The following is a 19733-nucleotide window of genomic DNA, read 5'->3' as shown; positions in this document are numbered from 1 at the left end:
AGCAAATCTGTTTTCTATAAACCTTGTGGCGGCACCGTTCCTGGTGGCGACACTGCTGCTGACCGCCTGTGATACCACCCCTAACCAGCGCAAGGAGATTGCCTCCCGCGAGCTGGACAAACTAGACGAAAAAGCCAATGCCGCAGCCGTCAAAACCAAAGATGAGCTGAAAGAAGCCGGGCGTGCCCTGGCCAGACAGCGTGCCGAGCGCAAGAGGCGCGAAGCCCGCGGACCGGTAGCCGGAAAACAGGTGCAGATGGAAAGGGAACTGCTGGGCGACTACCGGAACCTGGCCCAGGTACCGGCAGACAGTATCCGGGATGCTTATGTTCATTTCCTGCAACAGGTGCGCGACCGCAAAGAAGTATGGACCACCGAGGACTGGGACTACGCCAACTCCATCTACAAACGCCTCAATGACCGTGAGCGGGTATTGCACGGCGATATCATACTGCGGCACGCCACCAAGATCAAAGCCCTCCAAGCCGAATACGTGGCCCTGGAAAACAAAGCAGATCTGAGGGATTACCAACGCATAAAGAAAGAACAGGCGGGGCAGTAACAATATGCTACTTGTTTAATGTGCTGATGTACTATTGTTAGGTTGGGAGATTTGTAGATGTGGAGATTTGAAAATTTAGGTTGTTGCTGTGGCCTAATGAGTAATTCTTAGTTGAACTTGTTTTGAAGCTACTTTCAATAAAAAAGGACGGAAATGCATCCGGCCTTTTTGCTTTTAGTGTAAGGTGTCTTTGGGTAGCATAAAGAGTTTTACTTTCCCTTTCTGGTCTAGGAACTTCGCCGAAGGGAAAAGCGGGAGAATGTCTTTTTCTCGTTGCTTTATCATCAGCTCAGGATGTTCTAATACCCCGTTGTTGACGAGTAAATAAACTGTATCAACTGATTTAGATGTCTGGATGGGATAGGCAGCGTACTTGCGAAAGGAATAATTATTTGGCACGTCAAAGCCATAGAAGTATTTATAACGACTTAGCATTACAGAATCTATGAGAACCACATAGTTTCCCTTTGGGTGCTTCAAATGTTGGTCTACAATACTTTTCTGCTCAAAATAGTAAGATACTGTCGGCTTCAGCATGAAGTAAACCGGTCTGATGGCCAAAGCAGCCGCTACTGCCGCCAAGCCAAGCCATTGGGGCCATGGTCTGTTCCAGAGAAACAACCCGAGGAAGAAAATAGCCAGAGGCGCGTACATGACCATCATCTTCTGGTCTGCAAGCAACGCACAAGTCCCAAATAGAAAGGCCAGTAGTAAGAACAGAAGGCGTTTGCCCCAGGTTTGCTCTATCGCCAAACCAGCTACCAGGCAGAAGGCCGGGAGTAGCGGGTGAAACATGCGCGGCAGCAGCGGCATGGGCTTGTAATATTCCAGCGAAACCGACCCAAACCAGATGGGCAGCAGCATACTTACTGTGGCCATAACCCAAAATGTAAGTGGCTGAGAGAAGCGGAAGGCTTTACTTCTTCTGTTGAAGAGTCCTGTCACTGCAAAAACCACCGGAAAAGCTAAACCGGAGCCCACGAAGAACAGCAAGGGTTCATACGTGAGGCGTTTGGGTACAGTAGAGGCGCGCGAAGCAAAATACGCTGCCCCGGTATCCGCTCTTCCGGCGGCGGCAATGTCTTTGAACCGTTGCAGTGCATCGCCGGAGAAGATCTTGTAGAGAAGAAAGTATCCCGCCAGCAAAAAGCCCCCCATTATGCCGGCCGCCAGCCAGAAACGCAAGTTCTCCCGCTTACTTACTTGCAGGGCCAACAGACTTAGGTAAAAGGGCAGGGCGTAGACGATTGTTTCTTTGGTGAGAAAGGCCAACAGGTTGAGTCCGGCGAAAGCTATCCCCCAGATGATTTCCTGGTTTACAGGGGGGAGTGGATTTCTGCCTTTGTAGAGCACCAACAGGCAGGCTGTGGTGAAGAATAGCAGAATGTTGTCTGGGTACAGGTAATTGACGGTGTTCAGCTGAAAGTAATACAAACCCAGCAGCACCAGGGCCCAGGAAGTAGCGACGGGATGGTCTTTCTGGAAGGTGAGGTACAGCAAGAGCAAAGTGCCCAAAGTGCACAAAAGCGGCCACAGGGTGGTGGTATAGATGTTCATGCCCCACAGCCAGTAAAATAGGGCGGTGGGCACAAAGACCATGAACCGGTGGCAGAAGGAGTAATCGTCAAAGTGGAAACCGCCGTGCAGCAGTTGGTGGGCATACAGGCTGTAGGAGTAATCGTCTCCGAAGTAGAAGCCTTCGTGAGCCAGAAAGTAATACGCCAGGGTAAAGCCAACTACGGCCAGAAACCAGAAGCGGGGAGAGGAGAGCGGGCGCTGAATCAGGGAAAAAAACTGGGGCACTGGTTGGAGTATTCTTTGAAAAGAGAAAGGTCGGGAGAAAGAATACACAAAGCAAAGACTATTCCTTTGGGAATGGGTAATTTAGGAACGAACTTTGTGGTTGGGCACACGCGTTTAGGCCGTCAAGCTTTACCCAAAAACAGATACCATAACTAGTGCATACATGAAGTCAAGCATTACCCGCTTCCTGCTTGTTTTTCTGGTGCTGTGCGCCTTCAAAGGCCAGGCACAAGACATGATCCAAACCCGTCTGGGGTACAATTACTTAGATAAGTTTGAGTTCACGGATGAATGGCAGTACCTCACCACCGACATGTACCTGTTTAACCCGGGGCAGTTCTCCAAGGTCATCAACGAGCTGGAGCAGGGTACCACCAAAGCGCGCCGCCGTGATTACATCAACCTGGAGTCGCTCTTTATCTCGGCGCAGCTGAAGAACGCCAAGCTTTTCGGGCAGGAGCCCGTGGTGTACCCTTTGTACAATTTCGCGTTTGAGCCCGCCAGCAATAGCAAAAACTACTCTTCGCGCATCTCTGATAACATAGAGGTCATCCGGATCATTGACAAGCTGCCTCTTGCCGCCGATGAGCGCAACATTGACGCCACGGTAGAAGCCAAGCTGTTCACCTCAGACAGCCGCGAGGTTTTCTTCAGCCTCATTGCCAACCAACTCACCAACATCTCCAAACTGATGACGCCGCAGGCCGCTATGCTGTCGCTGGTGGGGGAGTTCGGGAACCTGATCAGAAACGCTGCCCAACGCAAAGAATACAAATTCAGCTCCACCATCCGGCTCTACGAAGGGCAGAACTTTGACACACGGCTGCACTCGGTGCGGGTGTACGTGTTTGTGCCCTCTTTCGCAAAACTGCCCGCATTACGCACGGTTCGGCTCACCGAGCTGCTGAGCAACAGTCCGCAGGGGTTTGAGCGCCAGAAACTGGAGGCAGCCTTGAACTTCAAAGATTACCCGGTGCTGGTGGTGGCCAACTACAAATCGCTCTACAAGATGGATGCCCTCACCGGCAGCGACATCACCTCAGAGACCATTGAGAAACGCCGCATCCGAATTGAGCAGGCCTTTGCCGCGGGCCTGGTTACCGAGGATGCTTACAAGCAGGAAAAGCTGTTTGTGGAGTTCCTGCGTAACTTCAGCGACCTGAAGCAGAACCTGAACAACTACCGCCTGAACTACAAAAACAACAGCCCCGAGGCCAACGCCAAGACCATGTTTGCGGTGGTGCAGGACTACAAGCGCCTGAAAACCCTGGCGTACCAGCGCGAGCGCGAGTTCTCCCGCAACTACACCTACCAACGCATTTTCAAAAGCGAGTACAACTCCATCCTGGCAAACGCTGATAGTTACATGGAATCTGACTTCAATCTGAAAAACGGCAAAGAAATGGTGAACACCCTGCTGGATCTTGACCAGGAACAGGCCAAAACCTACAGCGTAGCGCAGCGCGAGCAATACTTAAACAAACTGTACTCCGTGGAACTGCCCAACCCCGAGTTCCTGGCCAGCACGCTAGAGGGCGAAGGCTTGTCACGGCACCTGAACCGGCTGGAATCCACGCTCTACAACGATGTGTACGCCAAAGAGGTATCGCGCCTGCGCGATATGGCGCCTACCGAGGAGAACATCAATTTCCGTAACAACCTGCTGGAGAAAGCCAACGCCACCAAATGCCGTACCTGCCGCGATGAGGTAAAGAATGCTGCCCGCCTCTTCAACCAACGCCTGGAGGAGCAGCAGCTGGAAAAGGAAAAAGCCCGCTTACTGGACCTAAACCAACAGGTGGAGCGCAAAATCCTAGCGTACCTGAAGCAAGACGCCTGCATGGACAACGCCTTCAAAACCCAGTACCCGGCCGAGTCTCTGCCCGAGTACGTGCAGCGTCTGTACGAGAAGAAACTGGAACTCCGGAAAGTGGTAGGAGACTTGGAAACTGCCCAAAAAACACCACCTGCCGAACTTAAATTGGACCCGGTTAAAGAACATAACCAACGCCTCAGCGGCCTCATGCGCCGCCTGGACCAAGGCTACGCCGATATCTGCGCCGCCGAGAAGAACCTCTGCGGCTGTGATTAGCCACAGAAAACCTGAAGGTCTCTTTTAGGCTTGTTTTGCCTAAAACTGGCCTAAAACAAGAAAGCCGCCCCTGAACAGGAGCGGCTTTCTTCATTATATAAAAGCAGGGAATGCTTACGCTAACTGACCTTCTAATTTCTGGGCCAATACGTTCTTAGGAACAGCACCTACTTGTTTGTCTACTACTTGTCCGTTCTTGAAAACCAACAGGGTTGGGATGCTACGGATACCGAATTTAGCGGAAGTCTGTGGGTTGGCGTCCACGTCCACTTTTCCTACCACCACACGACCTTCATAGTCGCCGGCCAGTTCTTCTACCACTGGGCCTACCATGCGGCAAGGTCCGCACCACTCTGCCCAAAAGTCTACCAGAACAGGTTTATCTGAATTGATGATCTCCTCGAAGTTAGCATCGGTGATCTCGATTGCTTTATGTGCCATAATTGTCTGTTTATATAAGTATCATGAATGATGAAAGACTCAGTTCAAAAATAGAACCAACTCCAATGCAACAGTAAATCTAACGCTTTTGTGTCAGGTTTGCCGCTATCCTAGAGGATACCGTTTTAGCATCGGATTCTGGAAAACGGGCCAAAAACCTAGTATATCTACTGAATCATGCAGAAAAGGTTGGGCCTAAAAAAGAAAGAAGCTTAAATGACAGAATGGCGTAGCCTTTACCCCCAAGCCAGCGGCATTGGCCCTTATCAGGAGGCCTCCTCCAGTACCTGCCTGGTAGCCTGAGGCTTCCTTTCTGCCCCGGTAAGCAGGGTTTGCAAATGCCGCCAGGTGAGTGCCAAAACCAGCAGCCACCCGGCATTCCACACATTCACCAGCACCGGACTCCCCAGAATTCCATTTCCGGCTAAAACACCCTGGTGGAGCAGGCCATTAGCCAGTCTGTTCATCAACCCCCATTCTGCCAGCAGGGGGACCGTTAAAAGCCCTAAGAAGACAAGGAACCGGTATTTGGGATGCAGCAACTGCCAGGCCCTTATCAGCACCGGAAGGGTGAGCAGGAACACAATGGCCATCTCCGTACCCCACGACATCACCGTCATAGACGTTTTCTGAATGATTTGGCGGGTAATGAAAGATTCATCGCCTTCGCGGTCCAGTACCGGCAGAATACGCCCCAGCGGAAGATTGGCGAACAGCAAGGCGAATCCTATGGCCCGTTGTCCGGCAGTTTTCCGGGAAGACATGAGCCAGAAAGCCACCCACATGAGCCCATAGGTGAGGAACGGCCCTGCAAACGTGATCCAGGCAATGGTCACCGAAGGCGGACAAGCGGTGCAAACTTCCCAGCCCTCAAAGTCCCGCGTTCCAAAGCATCCGCACAAAAAGTACCCGGTTAAGATGTGAATCAATTCATGCAACTCATGGCAGATGAACAGCAGCGCCAGAAATGCGACGGTATTCTTTGGCGTAAGGTGAAGGCGCATGGCGGTGTTTCAATAGGTTCTCTCCTGGTGAATATAGGAGAAAGCTTATAAACAAGCTGGTTCAGGTTCCAGTTTTTGGATTGGTTTTGTGAAAACACACCAAAAACAGAAAAGCCCAGCCGAGGATCGCTTCCTCAACCGGGCTTTTTTATCATTGTGGTACTTGCTAGTGTTCTAGATCAACTGGCAGGTAGCTACTTCCAAATCCTTTACGTTGTTCAGGAACGCTTTGGGGTCGATGCGGTAGCGGCGGGAGAACAGTTCCACGGATAAGCGTTCGCCGGGCTCCGTCAGCACCAATTCCAGTTTCTTCTGGCCCGGGCTGTTGATGGCGGCTTCCTCCAGGCGGTCAATGAGCATGGCGTTGATGTTCCGGATGTCGATGTCCATGCGTACGCCTTTGGCCATTTTATCGGCTACGTCAGAGAGTAACTGCATGGAGATGGGTTTCAACTCCCACTGGTCCTCAGACTTATAGCGCAGGGTTACTTTGGCCCGGATGAACAGGTACATGCCCTCTTTAACGTAAGGCGAGAACTTTACGAAATCCTCCCCAAACAAAGCCAAGCCCATGGTGTTGTCGTAATCCTCCAGAGAGAAGAGCAGGAACGGGTTACCGTTTTTACCGGTCCGCATGACCACGTTGCTGATAATGCCGGCCACGTTCACATCACGGTTCTTGAACTCCGCGATTCTATCCAAACTACAGGTGCAGTACGAGTCAATCTCCAGTTTGAACTGATCCAGCGGGTGGCCTGAGAGGTAGAAACCAATTACTTCTTTCTCGCGGCGCAGCATCTCCGTTAAGGTCCAGGGTTGTACGTCCGGCACCTTCGGCAATGGCATATCCACGGCTCCGCCGCCACCAAAAAGTGATTGCTGGGCAGCATTCTTCTCGGCCTGGAACTGGTTCCCGAAGCGCACGGCCTTTTCAATCAGGTTGATGCTTTCGCCTTCCGGAGTTTCCAAGTATTGAGCGCGATGGTAGCGTTCAAACGAGTCAAAGGCGCCAGCCTGGGCCAGGCTTTCAAAGGTTTTCTTGTTCACTGCGCGCAGGTTCACGCGCTTCGCGAAGTCAAAGATATCGGTGTAGTTACCGCTCTTTTCGCGTTCCTCTATAATGGCTTCCACGGCGGCCTCGCCGGTGCCTTTCACGGCGCCCATCCCGAAACGGATCTGTCCCTGCTGGTTCACGTTGAACTGGTGGATGGATTCGTTCACATCGGGTCCCAACACCTGGATCTGCTGCTTGCGTGCCTCCTCAATAAAGAACGTCACCTTCTTGATGTCGTTCATGTTGTGGGTGAGCACGGCGGCCATGTATTCTGCCGGGTAGTGCGCCTTGAGGTAACCGGTCTGGTACGCCACCACAGAGTAAGCAGCGGAGTGTGAGCGGTTGAAGCCGTACTGCGCGAATTTCTCCATCACGTCAAACACCTCAGAAGCGTGCTTGGCCGGGATGTTATGAATCTCTTTGGCTCCGGCCACGAATTTCTCGCGCTCCTGGGCCATTTTCTTCATGTCCTTCTTACCCATCGCGCGGCGCAGCAAGTCGGCACCGCCCAGGGAGTAACCCGCCAGTACCTGCGCAGTCTGCATGATCTGCTCTTGGTACACCATGATGCCATAGGTGTTTTTCAAAAGCGGCTCCAAAAGGATGTGCGGGTATTCCACTTCTTCCTTGCCCTGCTTCCGGTTGATGAAGTTCGGGATGAACTGCATCGGGCCCGGACGGTACAAGGCGTTCATGGCAATCAAGTCCTCAATGTTGGTGGGTTTCAGGTCCTTTAGGTACATGCGCATGCCCTCCGACTCGAACTGGAACGTACCGATGGTATCGCCGCGCTGGTAGAGGGCGTAGGTTTTCTCGTCGTCCAGCGGAATGTTGTCAATGTCGATCTCCACGCCATGATTCCGCTTGATCAACGCCATGGCATCTTTCAGGATGGACAGGGTTTTCAGGCCCAAAAAGTCCATCTTCAGCATGCCCGCGCTCTCAATCACCTTCCCGTCAAACTGCGTCACCAAGAGGTCAGAGTCCTTGGAAGTGGACACCGGAATGTAGTTGGTGATGTCATCTGGCGCGATGATGACACCTGCCGCGTGAATACCCGTGTTCCGCACGGAGCCTTCCAGTTTTTCGGCTAGTTTTAGGGTTCTGGCCTTTAAATCGTTCCCGTCACGGATGGCCGCTAGTTCAGGTGATTCAATAAACGCTTTCGCCAGTGTGGTGCCCGGGGCTTCCGGTACCATTTTGGCCAGTTCGTTCGCCTCAGACAAAGGTAAATCCAGCACGCGGGCCACGTCTTTGATAGACGACTTGGCCGCCATGGTACCGAAGGTGATGATCTGGGCCACCTGCGTTTTGCCGTACTTGTCTACCACGTAGTCAATCACGCGCTGGCGGTTCACATCATCAAAGTCAATATCAATATCGGGCATGGACACCCGCTCCGGGTTCAGGAAACGCTCAAACAGGAGCGAGTACTTGATCGGGTCGATGTTAGTGATCCCCACGCAGTACGCCACGGCAGAACCCGCCGCCGAACCCCGGCCCGGACCCACGGCCACGCCCATGCTGCGGCCTTTGTTGATGAAATCCTGCGTGATGAGGAAGTACCCCGCAAAACCCATAGTCTCAATAATGCCCAATTCGTAGTTCAGGCGTTCCTCTACCTCAGGGGTAATCTCATGGTACCGCTTCTTAGCGCCTTCAAAGGTTAAGTGACGCAGGAATAAGTCGGCGGTGGGGTGCTCCGGAGGAAGCGGGAAGTTAGGCAACAAGATATCGCGCTGCAGTTTGGGCGGCGTGATCTTGTCCACGATCTCGTTGGTGTTGTCTACCGCAAACGGAACATCAGAAAACAACTGGTTCATCTCGGCCTGGTTCTTAAAGTAGAACTGGTCGTTGGGGAACCCAAAGCGGTCTTGCGGACGCGGTTTCTGCTGCTCTTCCTCAATGCGGTACAACATACGGCGCACGTTCTCGTCGTGGCCATACGTGTTCCGGATGTTGTTTATAGTATCATAAATGACTTCGCCGCTACCAGACATCATCCGGAAATACTGGGTCTGGAAATCGCCCACGGGTACGGTTTCCTGTTCACCGGTATTCACACACAGCAGAATGTCGTGCGCATTCCAGTCGGTTTGCTCCACGTAGTGTGAGTCGTTGGTACAGATGACTTTTACGTTGTACTTGATGGCAAATTTGAGGAGCACCTGGTTTACGTCTTCCTGGCTCAGGCCGGTGCCATCAATGTTCATGAGGCCGTGCCGCTGAATCTCGATGTAGTAATCTTCGCCAAACAGATCCAGCCACCACTTCAGCAGTTTCTCCGCTTCTTCTTCGCCTTTCCAGAGAATGGCCTGCGGTAACTCGGCCCCGATACAACAGGAGGTGGCAATCAAGCCTTTGGAGTACTTCATCAACAACTCCTTGTCTATGCGCGGCCACTTGCTGTACAAGCCGTCAATGTAAGAGTAGGAGCAGAGCTTGGCCAGGTTCTGGTAACCTTCCTGATCTTTGGCTAAGAGCAATTGGTGGTGGCGCACGTCTTTCTGCTCCTTAGAGAAGCTTTTCTGATGGCGGTCCTGCACCAGGTAGAACTCGCAGCCCACAATGGGTTTCACGTTGTACTTGTTGGCCTCGGCCACGAAGTTGAACGCCCCGAACATGTTGCCGTGGTCGGTCATGGCAATGGCTTTCATGCCATCGGCCGAGGCCTTTTTCATGAGCGCGCCAATGCTGGCGGCCCCGTCTAGCAACGAGTACTGGGTATGGGTATGGAGGTGGGAAAAATCTGGCACAGCGGTAAATAGTCTAGAGTTCTGAGTCTAGAGTCCTGAGTTGAAAAAGGACCCGAAACGGACTACGAAGATACAAAGAAAACACCGGACCCGGGGCTAAAAGTTGCGGTTTAAAAATGCCGTTTAGCGCTTCTTTTCTGGAAATCAGGCCTAAAATAAATGAAGGCTGTTACTGTGCGAAATGCAGGTTCCAACGCAATTATCTGACAGCCGTGGGGCAATAGGCATGAGGTTTAGGCGCTTGTGGTGTACCTTTGGGTTTCAAACTTTTAAACTTATGCATTTCTCTTTCGATACACCTCTTAACCGTTTCCGGTCCATTGCCATTTTAGAAGGTATCTCGTTTTTGGTTTTATTGCTGATTGCCATGCCCATGAAATACCTGGCCGGGATACCCGAGCCGGTGAAATACGTGGGTTGGGCCCACGGCGTGCTGTTTGTGCTGTTTGTGGGTTTGCTGCTGCAGGTGTGGGTGACCTATAAGTGGTCGTTCTGGAAGGTGGTGCTGGCGTTTGTGGCCTCGCTGCTGCCCTTCGGGACGTTTGTGCTGGACCGGAAGATTGGCCAGGAAGAGGTAAGACGCTAAGAAGCGTTTCTGGGCTGTTTTCCGGAAAACGTGCCCAAAATTGGTACGTCAGCGCGCCGCTGCGCTGCAAAAAGAGGGAAGGCAAAACAACCTTTGCGCCGGGTTGTTTCCTCTTCACTACAATAAAGTACGTAACAACACGCGTCTATGGGGCAGAAGATTTTAGTCGTGGAGGATGAGGCCAAGCTGGCCGACATGCTTCAGCGCGGCCTGAAACAGGAGGGGTATCAGGTGAGCGTAGCCATGAACGGCACCACCGGCCTAGAAATGGCGCAGGCCTTTCACTTCGACCTTATCATTCTGGACATCATGCTGCCGGAGATGAGTGGGCTGGAGGTTTGCAAAAGACTGAGGGAAGGAGAACTGGACACGCCCATTCTCATGCTCACCGCCCTGGACTCGCCGGAGAACATTGTGACCGGCCTGGACAGTGGTGCCGATGATTACCTGGTCAAGCCTTTCAACTTCGGGGAACTGGGCGCCCGCATCAGAACGCTTACCCGCCGCATCCAGAACGGGACCTCCACCAAGCACCTAGTAACCGTGGCCAATCTGGAAATTAACACCCAAAGCAAAACCGTTACCCGCGCCGGAAAAGCCATCACCCTCACGGCCACCGAGTACCGCCTGCTGGAGTTTCTGGTGCAGCGGCAAGACCTGGTGCTGTCCAGGATCGAGATTCTGGAGAATGTCTGGGACATAGATTTCAACCTGGGCACCAACGTGGTAGACGTGTACATCAACTACCTCCGCAAAAAGATTGACAAACAGTTTGAGCCCAAGCTCATTCACACCATCATAGGCATGGGGTATGTGCTCAAAGTAGGAGCCGAGGCATGAACATCCAGACCCGGGCCACGCTGCTGTTTTCTATCCTCACCTCGCTGGTGGTGCTGCTTTTCAGTGGGTTCATGTACGGCATCATAGACCACTATGCCTTTGAGGATTTTTACAAACGCCTAGAGACCCGGGTGAACATTGCCGCCGACCTACACCTGCAGACCAATACCTCGGTCACCGACCGGCAGAAGATTCGCCAACTGCGCCAGGAATACCTGGAGAAGCTCAAAGACGAGAAAACGTACCTGGTGGAGATGCCGGCCGGAAACTCCCTGGCGAAAGTAAACCTGGGCGGATTGCCGCCTGAGTTTGTGGAAGAGGTCCTGGACAACCAGAGCGCCCGGTTCCGGAAAGACCACACGTTCTACGCCGGGCAGTTGCAGCAGGCCAGGGGCAAGACGTACCTGGTGGCGGTTTCTGCCTATGAGCCATATTGGCTGCAGGAAGTGACCAAACTCTCCAACGTTCTGGTGGCTGGTTTTCTCATTCTGGTGGTGATCGTGTACCTCATTGGCCGCCGCTTTACCTGGCACACCTTCAAGCCCGTGCGCGACATCATCAAAAACGTGCAGGGCATCACCGCCGAGAACCTGAACCTGCGGCTGCCGCTGAGCGACAACAAAGACGAGCTCACCGAACTGGCCGAGACCTTCAATGACATGCTCACCCGCCTGGAGACCGCTTTTGAAACCCAGAACAACTTTGTGAGCAACGCCTCCCATGAACTGAGAACCCCCCTGACCATTATCAAAGGCGAGGCGGAACTCACCCTGGCCTCGCCTGGGCTTTCCCAGGAACAGCGTCAATCAGTGGAGGTGATTCTGCAGGAGGCCCAGGTCTTGCGCGACATCCTGACGAGTTTGCTGGGTATGGCCCAAAGCGGCTTTGACGGCAAAAAGCAGAACTGGGAGCTGCTGCGCATGGATGAGTTGCTCTGGCTCGTAAAAGCCTCGGCAGACCAGCTTTACCCTGGCAACAACATCCGGTTGGACTATGATCAGTTGCCCGAGGATGAGCGGCTCTTACAGGTGCAGGGCAATGAGAACCTGCTTAAACTGGCCCTCAGCAACATCATGATGAACGCCTGTAAATACTCCCACAACCAGGAGGTGGCCGTGCGGCTCCAACCCGAGAGGGACACTATCACGGTGGTGGTGCAGGACAAAGGCATCGGCATCCCAGAGGAGGAACTGCCGTACGTGTTCGTGCCCTTTTTCAGGGCCTCCAATACCACCGATTTTGAGGGGCATGGCGTGGGGTTGCCTTTGGCGCTTAACATCATCCGGTTGCACCGGGGCAGTATCGGGATTTCCACCCGCGAGGGCGCCGGCACCGAGATGCGCATCTTACTGCCCGTGGCGCCCGCCTCCGTGTTTTCTTAAATACCGTTTTTTCGGCGCAAGCCTGCGGTCGTTTATAAGGCGTTTTTCTTAAAACAGGTTAAAAGCCTGTCGCACTTCCGTTCTCATCTCCTCCTGAAAAGCCCTTCTTCACGGTATTTGTTTTGCTGTTTTTAGGCTTTTAGCTGTGGTTTTTAAATAATTAAATCACTGATAATCAATCGAGTGAGAATGAAGTTAAAATCGTGAATTCATTCTAATGGCATTTTAATTTGGCTCTTATAGTAGCCTAATGTGGGCCCCGTAGGTTTGGGTACATCAATCGCAAATTTACCTACGGCCATGATCCACGTGTTAATACCTTCCAATTTCAAGGCAGATTCTCTCCACTGCCTTCCTGAACTCTCCGAGATCTTTCCGGGGCTGCCGCTCAAGGTCATTTTCTTCCATGCCTTCGGGTTGTCCAGCTCTATTACGGAACTGCTCATGCTCTCGCGCCGAACCAAGGAGGAAGAGCTGGTTTCTTCGCGTTTCACCAGCCTTTGCCGCCAGGCGCAACAGGAGGGGGATTGGGTGCAAGCCATTGAGCATACCTGGTTCTATGGCACCACCATGGCGGCCTTCAAGAACTTTCTCAACGCCAATGAGATCAGCTTCATTGCTGTGCCGGCCAACTTTCGGCACCAGGCGCTGGGCAAGCTGAGCCAGAACCCCATGCTTTTCTTGGAGAAATGCGGATTGCCGGTGATTGCGGTGGCGCCCCGGGTGCCAAAAGCGGTACAGGTGCTGGAGAAAGCCGGGTAAGCACCTCCTGCTTTTGGCCCCAGTTAATTTTCAACCTTACTTACTAGAATGCCATGTTGCTGAAGAAGAATATCCCCATTAGATATGTGTTCGGGAAGATCAAAGTAGAGGTGTTAATGGTCTTTGTTTACGCCCTGGTAGTGGCCGTAGCCTATGTGAACCTGCACTTTACCAGAATCTCCATTCCCATTGCGGTGCCTACCATGTTGGGTACCATTTTGTCGTTGCTGCTGGCGTTCAGGTCAAACCAGGCCTACGACCGCTGGTGGGAGGCCCGTACCCTGTGGGGCGCCATCGTGAACGATTCCCGCACCCTCACCCGGCAGGTCCTCAACTTCGTGGATACGCCCTATAACTCCGTGGAGGCGCTTTATTTCAAGGAAATGTTTGTGAAACGGCAGATTGCCTGGTGCTACAGCCTGGGACAGTCACTGCGGGACCTTTGCCCCATCAAAGACGTAGAGAAACTGCTGATGCCCGAGCAACTGGCCAATCTGCAGGACTACACGAACAAACCCGTGGGTTTGATGGAACTGCACGGCGAAGACCTGCGGCGCGCCTACAAAGAAGGCTGGGTAAATGAATACCAGCAGGTGGAACTAGACCGTACCTTAACCCGCCTGGTGAATGCCATGGGCGGCTGCGAACGCATCAAGAAAACCGTTTTTCCGGCTACCTACAGCCTTTACACGCACCTGGCCTTGTTGCTGTTCATCCTGTTGCTGCCCTTTGGGGTGATCAATGATTTCGGGGTGATGATGGTGCCGTTTGTGGTAGCCGTGGCGTCTTCTTTCCTGCTCATCGAGAAAATGGCCATCCACCTGCAGGATCCGTTTGAAAACAAACCCACCGATACCCCGGTGACGTCCATCGCCCAGACCATTGACCGTGACCTAAAGCAGATGATGCGCGAATTCAAAGAAGCGGAGATCCCCAAGCCGCAGGACCACGTGGCCCGCTTCTACATTCTATAGCCTTTATCCTGAGACTACTATCCTTGGGTTTGGTTGTCCAAATAGGGCACAGTTTAAGTGGTAAGCCAAGCCGATAAGAGGAACCTGTTTAGGAGCTGTTTTCTTAGAAACAGCCCCTAAACAGGTTCCTCCTTTTTTCAGTCTGCCGCAAGTATGAAGGGTTATCTAGGAAATTTCCTTTATCGCCAAATGTTCCTTCAGGCTTCTGATTTCTAGGTCAGTAGCCTTCTGGGTTTTGGGAAAGGAGGAGTGCCAAATACGCCTTTTTAGCAACGATTTCAGGAAAACAGATCAGAAACGGGAGTTTTTAAGCTGACATTTCAGCGGATAAATTTCAACTCTGCGGTGGGTTCTTCTCGTACACAGACACGGCCTTGAAGGGCTGTGATTACATGGAAGAAACCCTTACCACCGATAAACCTTCGCGCCTGGGCGGCATGTTCCGGGCCCTGAAGTACCGCAATTACCGCCTCTTTTTCATGGGGCAAAGCATCTCGCTCATCGGGACCTGGATGCAGCAGATTGCCATGAGCTGGCTCGTTTACCGCCTCACCGATTCTGTTTTCCTTTTGGGCATGGTCAGTTTCGCGAACCAGATTCCCTCGTTTCTGCTGGGGCCGTTTGCCGGCGTCATTTCAGACCGCTTTGACCGGCACCGGGTGCTGCTGCTCACACAATTCCTTTTTCTGCTGGAGGCCAGTACCCTCGCCACGTTGGTGCTCACCAATACCGTTACCATCCCCTACATTCTGGCATTAGGCGTTTTTGCCGGAATTGTGAACGCTTTTGACATGAGCGCGCGGCAGTCTTTTGTGGTGCAACTGGTAGAGAAACGCGAGGACATGAGCAACGCCATCGCCCTCAACTCCTCTATGTTCAATATGGCCCGATTGGTGGGTCCTTCCGTGGCCGGCGGAATCATTGCCACCGTAGGCGAGGGGATGTGTTTTCTGGCCAACGCCATCAGTTACCTGGCCGTCCTGACTTCCCTGCTCCTGATGCGGGTACCCAAGATGGAACGCCAGCGGCAGGATACCCAGGTGCTGAAATCCCTGCGGGAGGGCTTTACCTACGCCTTCGGGTTTGCGCCCATCCGCGATATCCTGCTGCTCATTGCCACGCTCAGCCTCTTCGGGATGCCTTTCACGGTGCTCATGCCTGCCTTCGCCCGTGATGTCCTGCACGGGAACGCCAGTACGCTGGGCCTGCTGATGGGGGCTTCCGGGGTAGGTGCTTTGCTTGGTGCCCTTTACTTGGCCTCCCGCAAATCGGTGCTGGGGCTGGCCCGCGTCATTATCTTTGCCTCGGTGCTGTTCGGTATCGGGTTAACGGCCTTCGCCTTCACCACTACTTTGTTTTTAGCCATGGTCAGCATCTTTGTGGTGGGCTTGGGCATGATCCTGCGCATGGCCTCCAGCAACACCCTCATCCAGACCATTGTAGACGAAGACAAACGCGGCCGGGTCATGAGTTTCTATTCCATGGCATTTATGGGCATGGCCCCGATTGGGAGTCTATTGGCCGGCTGGCTCGCGGAGCGGATAGGGGTGAGCTACACCTTACTGGGCTGCGGCATTGTCTGCCTGTTGAGCATTGTGCCTTTCGTCTTGAGCCTTCCCAGATCACGGCAGTTGGTTCGTCCTATCTATCAGCGGCTGGGCATCTTGCCTGAGATCGCCAATGGGTTGCAGACGGCGTCCGGGCTTTCTTCTCCACCGGAGGGAGGGAAAATGTAAGCTGAGGTTTTTAGGACGTTTTTTGAAATTTAGATCTATAACTGACGCTTTATTTGAGAAGATTTCTCTTTTGAAGGGGGATGTTTATACAAGCAGATTTCGTTTGCTGATTTTTGTGGATTCGTAGTCTGGTTGTGCTGGCGGGGCGCTGCTGTTTGCGTGGGTGCATAAGCTGGGTTGTTTCATAGCTGGGCTCCGTGCGCTCACGGCCGCGAGGCCCCGCCTTCCGGCCTCGCGCTGCGCCAGCTTCCTTTGCTCCTTTCAGTCGCAATGCCTTACGGCACCGGAACCTGACAAGGCGCTCAACCGAAAGGCTGGAATTGGTGCATTTGGCCAAAGGCTTTACTTTTTGAGACAGTGATATGCCCCGCCTCACGTTTGCTAAGGAGGGAACCATTTGCAAGTTTTATTCCCCTCCTCGGAGGGGTAGGGGTGGGTTAACTTTACCTAGTTCAAGTCTGTGACTTGGATCCACAATGACCGGCAGTTTGCAACTGCCATGAGGCAAGAGCCTCAAAAATTCTCCTTGGTTTGATGGAGCAATAAACTTCTGACCAGCGATTACCACCTACTTTTGACAAAACAGCCCTAAAACAGAGAGAGCCCACAATTTGTGGGCTCTCTCTGTTTTAGGGCTGTAAAAGGAGCAGCCTATTGTTTCGGTTTGATCATCAGGCTCTCGCCTACGGACACGTTGTAGTCAGTTTTGTTGTTCCATTCCTGGATCTGCTGAATGGTCACGCCGTATTTTTTGGAGATGCCATACATAGACTCGCCGGGGGCTACTTTGTGGGTAATGGTTTGGGTAGCGGCTGGAGCGGCGGCGGTGCTATCGGTAGGTACCACGGTGGTGGCAGAGGCAGGAGCCGCCGCGCTTGGGGCAGCTACCACCAGTTTCTGCCCGATGGCGATGGAACCGGTACCCAGGTTGTTCCAGGTCTGCAAGTCCGGCACCGATACACCGTACTTGCGGGAGATGGCGTACAGCGTCTCGCCTGGGGTTACGGTGTGTTCCGCGGCGGAGGCAGTGCCAGTTGCTGCTGGGGTCGCTTTTACAGGAGCAGTAGTGGCGGCCGCAGTAGCAGACGCTGTGGTGGAGCCGGTCAGGGTAAGTTCTACGCCCAGGCCCAGCGGAGCGCTGCCATCCAGGTTGTTCCAGGCCAGCAGGTCTTTTACCGGGATGCCGTACTTACGGGCAATGGAATACAAGGTCTCGCCTTTCTCTACCACGTGTGTGCCGGAGGCCGGGATTGGCATAGCGGCAGGCTGAGCAGCGGTTACTTTCACATCAGAGATCACGGCTTCTTCCGGGGCTCTGCGTTCAATGGCCGGGGCTGGTTTGTTTGTGGTCACCGGTGTTTTGGCTGGGTAGGTGGCCGTGGCTACCTCGTCCTTAGGAGTCTTCTTCACATAAGGAGGCGCGCTAGGGTCGTCTACTTCCACACTGATAGCGCCTGGCTTAGGGGTAGCAGTGGTTCTTGGGGTGGTAGCAACTGGGGCAGAAACAGTCGGCTGGGTGGAAGAAGTTGTGCTTTGGGCCACTACCTGCGTGGCAGGGGCGGCTTCGTCTTCCAAAGGTCTAATCTCCACCGGAATGCTGGTAGGTCTGGTTTCCTGCAGCCAAACCACGCGGCCTGGTTCTAGGGCCTCTGTTTTCTGCATGCGGTTTTTAGAAAAGAGCTTGTTCAGCTTGATGGCGTATTTCTGGGAGATGTCATGCATGGTCTCGCCGCGCTGCGCTACGTGGTACTCGGTGCCTTTGGCTTTGCCGCGTTTGGCTTGCAGGTAGTACGGTTTGCCGGCCACAATCGGGTCTGATGGCTGCAGGTCGTTCACGCGCTGGAATTTGCCGGTGGAGATATTGCCTTGCAGGGCCAGCATCTCTTGGGTGTCACCGGGTTGGGCTACCACTGATCTTGGCTCATACGTGTTGTTCAGCTTGGCCTTGAGGGTCTGGAAGAATCCTTTGATCCGGCTCACGCTGTCCTGTGGCTTGCCTACTGAGGCGGTTCTGGCAGTATTGGATTTTCTTACCGGTCCGGCGGCCTGGGCCAGTACCGGGCGCTGGGCACCTGAAACGTACGGCACCATCACGGTGTACTCTTTATCAGCGGGTACCGTGGAGGCCATGAGCCATTTGTTATAACGCTCCACCTCGGCGGCATCGGCTTGGGCGGCCATGGCAATTTCAGTCAAGGTTTGGCCGGGTGTGGCTTTTACCGGTTGCAGGGTAATGGTAGGGTTGGGGTTCTTCCCGATGGCGTTTTCATAGGCCACTTTGTGGGCCAGGAACGTGAGCAAGTATTTGTTTGTCTGGCTCGTCACTTCCATTCTCTTCACCCCGATGTCTGAGGTTTTGGTCAGGGCTTTGGTGCCGTTGAGGCCCTGGTAATAGGAAAGCAGGGTGTTGAACCAGTTTTTGTAGTAAGCATTGCTGCGCAGCATGTAGCGGGCCGCGCCGTGGCTGGAGGCAATGATGTGCTTGCGCTCGTCCACGTTGCTGTTCACCTTAATGCCCAGTTCCGTGGCCGATCCTTCCTTGAACTGCCAGAAACCCACGGCGTTGGAAGTAGAAACGGCATCAGAGACCAGGCCGCTTTCCTGCAAAACAAGGTATTTGAAATCGGCGGGCACGCCTTCTTCTTTCAGGGCCTGCTCCACAAACGGGAAATAGGCATCGGCCAGTTCTACTTTCTTCTGGAAGTAGCCGGGGTGCTTGGTGAGGGCATCCACTACTTTCTGGATGTCTGCGCGGGCATCATCCTTGATCTGCAGGTGGATGTCTGCGAAGTACATATTGTTGGGAACTACCGGGCTTTGGGCTTGCGCTACCCAGCATAACAGGCTGAGTAACAGGAGCGATAATGATTTTTTCATCTGATTATCGTGGGAATTGATAAAAGAATAGGAGAAAACCTATGTTCTTGTAAAACTGGAATTACCGTAGCTTAAGTGACTATTGGGTAGCCAGTTGTACCAGTAGGCTCTGTACAAAGTAGGCGATTTTGGGAGGGGAATGGAAGGAAGGGGAGGGTAAAAATTTATCCACCCCCTTTTCCACGGGGTTGTCCACAAGTTGTGGATTACTTTTTTCGGGCCACCAGAATGCCGTCTCTGATGGGCAGCAGCAGGTTTTCTACCCGTGGGTCTTCGTGTACCTTGCGGTTGAACTCCAGCACCAACTCCGTGTCCTTGTCCAGTTTAGGCCGGAATTTCTCTACCACTTTGCCGCTCCAGAGCACATTATCCGTGAGGATGAAGCCGCCGGGCCGCACACGATCTATGATCATGTCAAAATACAGGCCGTTGCTTTTCTTGTCGGCGTCGATGAACACTAGGTCCCAAACTTCATTCAGAGTCGGAATCACCTCAGCGGCCTGCCCGATGTGCAGCTGGATTTTCTCCTCCAGCCCTGCCTCCGCGATGTACTTCCGCACCATGTCTTCCAGCTCATCGTTCACGTCAATGGTGTGCAGCACGCCGTCCTCGGCCAACCCCTCAGCCAAGCAAAGCGCTGAGTAACCGGTGTAGGTGCCTATTTCCAGGATACGACGCGGACACATCATCTGCGAGAACATGGCCAGCGTGCGCCCCTGCAAATGCCCCGAGAGCATGCGCGGTTTCATCACGTTCAGGTGCGTCTCGCGGTTCAGCCGGTGGAGGAGGGGCGTCTCGGGCGTGGTATGGGCTTCTGCGTACGCGTGCAGGTCTGGGTCCAGAAAATCCATGTTGGTAAGTATA

The 19733-nt window shown here is 53.3% G+C and carries 14 protein-coding genes; 8 read left to right on the top strand and 6 right to left on the bottom strand.

Translation table 11 applies throughout. The features are described from left to right. Nucleotides 1-25: 25 nt before the first annotated feature. A complete protein-coding gene (locus FOA19_RS02140; RefSeq protein WP_223808687.1) occupies nucleotides 26-562 on the top strand; it encodes a hypothetical protein in 537 nt (178 codons plus the stop codon). A gap of 174 nt (nucleotides 563-736) precedes the next feature. Here the strand turns inward: FOA19_RS02140 and FOA19_RS02135 are convergent, their stop codons facing one another. Beyond that, nucleotides 737-2365 carry a hypothetical protein gene (locus tag FOA19_RS02135; protein WP_149089152.1) on the bottom strand — a complete coding sequence of 543 codons (1629 nt, stop codon included), beginning with the start codon at nucleotides 2363-2365 and terminating at the stop codon, nucleotides 737-739. A gap of 163 nt (nucleotides 2366-2528) precedes the next feature. Between FOA19_RS02135 and FOA19_RS02130 the strand changes: the two genes are divergently transcribed. Then, on the top strand, nucleotides 2529-4457 hold the full coding sequence (locus FOA19_RS02130; protein WP_149089151.1) for a hypothetical protein: 1929 nt from the start codon (nucleotides 2529-2531) through the stop codon (nucleotides 4455-4457). Nucleotides 4458-4571: 114 nt separating this feature from the next. Here FOA19_RS02130 and trxA read toward each other — a convergent pair whose 3' ends face one another. The 3 genes from trxA to dnaE form a co-directional block, all read right to left on the bottom strand. After that, nucleotides 4572-4898 carry a thioredoxin gene (trxA, locus tag FOA19_RS02125; protein WP_149089150.1) on the bottom strand — a complete coding sequence of 109 codons (327 nt, stop codon included), beginning with the start codon at nucleotides 4896-4898 and terminating at the stop codon, nucleotides 4572-4574. 266 nt (nucleotides 4899-5164) lie between these two features. Then, complete coding sequence (locus FOA19_RS02120; RefSeq protein WP_149089149.1) at nucleotides 5165-5902, bottom strand: hypothetical protein; 738 nt, start codon at nucleotides 5900-5902, stop codon at nucleotides 5165-5167. 174 nt (nucleotides 5903-6076) lie between these two features. Continuing rightward, nucleotides 6077-9712: a DNA polymerase III subunit alpha gene (gene dnaE, locus FOA19_RS02115; protein ID WP_149089148.1), complete on the bottom strand. Its 3636-nt coding sequence runs from the start codon at nucleotides 9710-9712 to the stop codon at nucleotides 6077-6079. 277 nt (nucleotides 9713-9989) lie between these two features. On the opposite strand from dnaE, the gene FOA19_RS02110 reads away from it, so the two are divergent. The 6 genes from FOA19_RS02110 (at nucleotide 9990) to FOA19_RS02085 (ending at nucleotide 15992) form a co-directional block, all read left to right on the top strand. Beyond that, entirely contained in the window at nucleotides 9990-10298 is a 309-nt protein-coding gene (locus FOA19_RS02110; RefSeq protein WP_149089147.1) for a DUF3817 domain-containing protein, read from the top strand. A gap of 147 nt (nucleotides 10299-10445) precedes the next feature. After that, a complete protein-coding gene (locus tag FOA19_RS02105) occupies nucleotides 10446-11138 on the top strand; it encodes a response regulator transcription factor (protein WP_149089146.1) in 693 nt (230 codons plus the stop codon). Beyond that, nucleotides 11135-12520, top strand: coding sequence for a HAMP domain-containing sensor histidine kinase (locus FOA19_RS02100; protein WP_149089145.1), 1386 nt, complete (start codon nucleotides 11135-11137; stop codon nucleotides 12518-12520). The genes FOA19_RS02105 and FOA19_RS02100 overlap by 4 nt, the downstream gene beginning before the upstream one ends. Nucleotides 12521-12820: 300 nt before the next feature. Then, nucleotides 12821-13282, top strand: coding sequence for a hypothetical protein (locus FOA19_RS02095; protein WP_149089144.1), 462 nt, complete (start codon nucleotides 12821-12823; stop codon nucleotides 13280-13282). Between the two features lie 53 nt (nucleotides 13283-13335). Then, complete coding sequence (locus tag FOA19_RS02090; protein WP_149089143.1) at nucleotides 13336-14256, top strand: bestrophin family protein; 921 nt, start codon at nucleotides 13336-13338, stop codon at nucleotides 14254-14256. A 392-nt stretch (nucleotides 14257-14648) separates the two neighbouring features. Further along, entirely contained in the window at nucleotides 14649-15992 is a 1344-nt protein-coding gene (locus tag FOA19_RS02085) for an MFS transporter (protein ID WP_223808686.1), read from the top strand. A 651-nt stretch (nucleotides 15993-16643) separates the two neighbouring features. Here FOA19_RS02085 and FOA19_RS02080 read toward each other — a convergent pair. Together FOA19_RS02080 and FOA19_RS02075 are read right to left on the bottom strand one after the other, a co-directional pair. Beyond that, nucleotides 16644-18869 carry a LysM peptidoglycan-binding domain-containing protein gene (locus tag FOA19_RS02080; protein ID WP_149089142.1) on the bottom strand — a complete coding sequence of 742 codons (2226 nt, stop codon included), beginning with the start codon at nucleotides 18867-18869 and terminating at the stop codon, nucleotides 16644-16646. A 206-nt stretch (nucleotides 18870-19075) separates the two neighbouring features. Further along, on the bottom strand, nucleotides 19076-19720 hold the full coding sequence (locus tag FOA19_RS02075) for an O-methyltransferase (RefSeq protein WP_149089141.1): 645 nt from the start codon (nucleotides 19718-19720) through the stop codon (nucleotides 19076-19078). Between the last annotated feature and the right edge of the window lie 13 nt (nucleotides 19721-19733).

It is taken from the genome of Rufibacter hautae (assembly GCF_008271695.1).
In the GTDB taxonomy this organism is placed as follows: Bacteria; Bacteroidota; Bacteroidia; order Cytophagales; family Hymenobacteraceae; genus Nibribacter; species Nibribacter hautae.
The sequence above is the reverse complement of the archived record's forward strand: the minus strand, read 5'-3'. Positions and strand labels throughout refer to the sequence as shown.